Annotated in this window: 4 protein-coding genes; all 4 read left to right on the forward strand. The window is 59.7% G+C overall.

Going from position 1 to position 4150, the window contains the following annotated elements:
• Positions 1–802: TonB-dependent siderophore receptor (locus JNL55_RS18870; protein WP_293857119.1), on the forward strand; the 802-nt coding region annotated here is incomplete at its 5' end.
• A gap of 9 nt (positions 803–811) precedes the next feature.
• Positions 812–2113, forward strand: coding sequence for an alpha/beta hydrolase-fold protein (locus tag JNL55_RS18875; protein ID WP_293857121.1), 1302 nt, complete (start codon positions 812–814; stop codon positions 2111–2113).
• On the forward strand, positions 2097–3140 hold the full coding sequence (locus JNL55_RS18880; RefSeq protein ID WP_293857123.1) for a M55 family metallopeptidase: 1044 nt from the start codon (positions 2097–2099) through the stop codon (positions 3138–3140). The genes JNL55_RS18875 and JNL55_RS18880 overlap by 17 nt, the downstream gene beginning before the upstream one ends.
• A gap of 21 nt (positions 3141–3161) precedes the next feature.
• Entirely contained in the window at positions 3162–4037 is an 876-nt protein-coding gene (locus tag JNL55_RS18885) for a M55 family metallopeptidase (RefSeq protein ID WP_293857126.1), read from the forward strand.
• Positions 4038–4150: the final 113 nt, after the last annotated feature.

A 4150-nucleotide genomic window follows, 5' to 3' on the forward strand; every position in this document is an offset into this window, starting at 1 on the left:
CACCTTCGTGGCGGGTGTGCGGCGAGACCGCGTGACCACCAGCCTCGACGGCTCGCCGGATCAGGTCGACAATGCCACCACGTTCCGCGTCGGCCTCACGTATGAGATTTTCGATGGCGTGACACCGTACGTGAGCTACGCCGAATCGTTCATCCCGACCATCGGCCTGGACGTGCATGGCAACCAGTTCAAACCGCAGGAAGGCACGCAGTACGAAGTAGGCGTGAAGTGGCAGCCGGATCGTCACACGCTGCTGACTTTATCGGGCTTCGATCTGACCGGATCGAACCGCCAACAGACCGATCCCGAGGACGGCAACAACACCATTCAGACCGGTGAAGTGAGCTCGCGCGGCTTCGAATTCGAAGCCATCCGCCGCCTGCCGGACAACTACAGCGTGTCGCTGTCGTACACCAAGCTGGATGTGGAAGTCAGCGAAAGCGTCATTCCCATCGAGCTCGGCTTTCCGATCTCGGGCGTGCCTGAGAATCAAGCGTCGCTGTGGGGCGAGAAAACATTCTTGTTGGCCGGCGATCTGACGGCGCGTATCGGCCTGGGCGTGCGACGCATGGGCGAGAGCAAGGAAGCGGCCATCTTCTCCGACGGCTTGGTGTATCGCCTCGACTCGCCGGACTTCACTTTGGGTGATGCGCTGCTGGGTTTGAGTTGGGGCAAGTCCGACCTGGCATTGAACGCGACCAACGTGACCGACGAGCGTTACTACGGTTCGTGCTCGATCCGCACGGCCTGCAGTGTCGGCTACCGACGCAATGTGGTGTTGCGCTGGACCTATCGGCTCTGAGTCGCTGCCTTGAATAGTTTATGGGTGATGTTGTGGGCGCTGCTCGGGGCCGCGCCCGCTCCGCAAAGTCCGCGACTGCAACAGTTGGCTGCGGTCGCGGACTCGAAGCAGGCTACCGAGAGCTTTTGGCGCGAGGTCGATACACGAGGCACGCCGCTCATCGAAGCCATTCCCGGCAAGCCGAACCAGGTGCTGATGACTTTTCTGTGGCGCGCCGAAGATGCTCGCGATGAGCTCAACATCGGCGTGGTGGGCGTCAACAAGCTCAGTTTCGAGAATCGGGTCGATCAGCTGGCGCGCCTGGGAAAATCCGATGTTTGGTATCGCAGCTATGAAGTGGAAGCGTCGGCGCGATTCCAGTATTTCCTGACCTGGCCGGAGGGGCGGACGCCGGACGCGCATGTGCTCGAACGCTATACGCTGGAGCACGGCCCGGCTTACGAGTTGTTCAAGGATCCACGCAGCGCGAAGAGTGTTCGCTATGAACTGGGCGATAACACTTCGTCTTACGCAGAGGGGCCGGATGCGCCGGCAGAATCTTGGCTGCAGCCGCGAACCGGTGTGGCTAAAGGCAGTGTGACGACCTTTCAGTCCACGAGCGCGATTCTAGGCAACACTCAGCGCGACGTGTCCGTGTACACGCCAGCGAACTATCGCAACAGCGGTGCGGGCTATCCGTTGCTACTGGTGTTCGATCGTGTGGCGTACCTGCAGACACTCGATGTGCCCGGGCTGTTGGACAACATGATTGCGGCACGCGTCATCCCACCGGTGGTCGCAGTGTTCGTCGACAACGTGGATCGTTCAGTGGAGTTGCCGTGCAATCCGGCGTTCGCAAGATTCCTGATCGAAGAACTGCTGCCGGATCTGCGTGGCAAGTACCACCTGACACGTGATGGCTCCCGCAATGTGATCGCCGGCGCCAGCTACGGTGGCTTGGCCTCTACTTACATCGCGCATTCGTATCCAGAAACATTCGGCAACGTCCTGTCGCAGTCCGGTTCCTATTGGTGGCATCCCAACTACGAGGCCGAGCCGGAGGATCAGTTCGCTCGCGGCTGGAATTATTTGCCACGACAATTTGTCGAGGGCAAGAAGCTGCCGCTACGTTTTTATCTGGACGTGGGCACGTGGGAAGGCGCGGGCATGCTGACACCCAATCGCAGCTTTCGTGACCTGCTGCGGGCCAAGGGGTACGACGTCAACTATCGTGAGTTCGTCGGTGCGCACACCTATCTCAACTGGCGGGCGACCTTTCCGGATGCACTGATCTCACTCATCGGAACGCAGCGTCATGCTCGACAGAACTAGGATGGCCATCGCTTGGTTGTTGCTGGCGACGGGCTGCACTGCCTCTGCAGAGCCGTGGACCGCGATTACAAAAGAAACCAAGACTCGCGCGCCGCATATTCTGCTGACCTACGATATGGAAGGCTTGTCGGGTCAGGATGACATTGCCAGCGCCGAACCGGAGGAGGTCGACGCGTACAGGAAAGGACGCCAGCTGTTGACCGACGACGTCAATGCAGTCATTCGCGGACTATTCGCTGGCGGCGCGAAATCGGTCACCGTCCTCGACGGCCATGGCGGAGGCAATCGCACCATCGATGTGTTGCAGGATCAGCTCGACCCTCGCGTCGAGCTCATTAAGCAGGTGCCGTTCGATGCCTACGCCGATCCCGTCAAGCCGGGCGCCTACGATGCGTTGGTCGCGGTGGGCATGCATCCGAAGAACGGTAGCGGCGGTTTCTGGGCGCACACCTATACCTACGGCATCGACATTGCTTTCAACGGGCACTCAGTGTCGGAGTCGGAGTTTCTGGCGCTGGCCTATGGCGCGGCGGATATTCCGCTGATCTTCGTTTCCGGCGACGATTTACTCGGCAAAAGTTTGCAACCGTTGTCGTGGATCGAGTACGTGGCGGTGAAGAAATCCACTGGCCCCGATTCGGCGACGCTTTATCCCGTTCCGGAGATGCACAAAGCGTTGACCGCCGGTGCCAAGCGCTCGGTGCAGCGGCTCAGCACCGCGAAGGTGCTGAAGCTGAGCTTGCCGGCGGAGATAAGAGTGAGCGCCATCAAGCCGTGGGACATGAGTTGGCTTGGCAGGATTCCCGGCGTCAACTATCGAGACAATGGCGTGACGTTTACCGCGCAGAACTTCCCCGACGCATATCGCGGCATCAAGGCACTGTCGGCGGGCACTGTCTTCAATTACTACGATGTGATCGAGAAAGCGGTGCACGAACTGCCCAACGCTGCCGCCATCGAGCTGCAGCTGGAACGAGAATACAAGCGCATGTGGCTCGATGCCGAGCGCAGCGGCTTGCCTAGATAACGACTCAACAGGAGATTTCTTATGCAAATGCTTCAGGCGTGGCGTTGCGCATTGCTGTCGTTGGCGCTTGGTGTCTCGTCACTCGCAGGCGCGGCCAATCCGCCGTTGAAAGTCTTCATCTCGGTGGACATGGAAGGCATCACCGGCGTTTATAGTGCGAAGGAAGTGTCGCGCGGCGAGCCGGATTATCCGTACTTCCGGGAGATCATGACTCGCGACACCAACGCTGCCATCGAAGGCGCGTTCGCGGCCGGCGCGACCGATGTGCTAGTGAGAGAAGGGCACGGCGGCATGAATCATTTGCTGATCGACATGCTCGACAAGCGCGTGCGCATCGTCCGTGGCCCGACGCATCCGCAGAGCATGATGGTAATGATGGAAGGTTTCGACGATAGCTTCGACGCTGTCGTGCTGCTCGGTTATCACGCCAGCACCAACTATCCCAACAGCATCCTGCCGCACACCATGGGCAAGGAAGTGGTGTACTTCAAAGTGAATGGTCAGTCGCAATCCGAGGGCAGCTACAACGCGCTGATCGCCGGACGCTACGACGTGCCCGTGGTCATGTTGGCAGGCGACAAGGCGGCTTGCGAGGAGGCGCGCAAGATCATTGCCCCAAACATGGAAGTCGTTGCGGTCAAAGAAGCCTTGAATGGCGGCGTCATCACGCTGCATCCCCAGACCGCTCGCAAACTCATTCGCGATGCCACCGAGCGGGGCGTGCGCAATCGGGCCAGCATTCGCCCCTATAAATTGACGCCACCGTACGCCATCACCATGAAGGTCGACGAGCCTCGCAAGTTGATGGCAGGCGCGTCTTTGAACGCAGCCGGCGAAATCGAGTTCACCAGCCCGGACCTGTACCAGGCCCTGAACGCGATGGTGCAGATGTGGTGACGCTCGGCGAGGGAGCTAAAAATCCTGTCAAACTCGAAAGAAAGCCTGCCGATATCGTAAACCCGCCGTGCCAGTCCGGGCTATGGTCCCCGTCGATCCGAATAACGACAGTA

The organism is Steroidobacter sp. (assembly GCF_016790065.1).
GTDB lineage: Bacteria > Pseudomonadota > Gammaproteobacteria > Steroidobacterales > Steroidobacteraceae > Steroidobacter.

Bases quoted from the DNA above. Each gene is read 5' to 3' on its own strand.
- JNL55_RS18880 (WP_293857123.1), top strand. From the start codon at position 2,097: ATGCTCGACAGAACTAGGATGGCCATCGCTTGGTTGTTGCTGGCGACG.
- JNL55_RS18885 (WP_293857126.1), top strand. From the start codon at position 3,162: ATGCAAATGCTTCAGGCGTGGCGTTGCGCATTGCTGTCGTTGGCGCTT.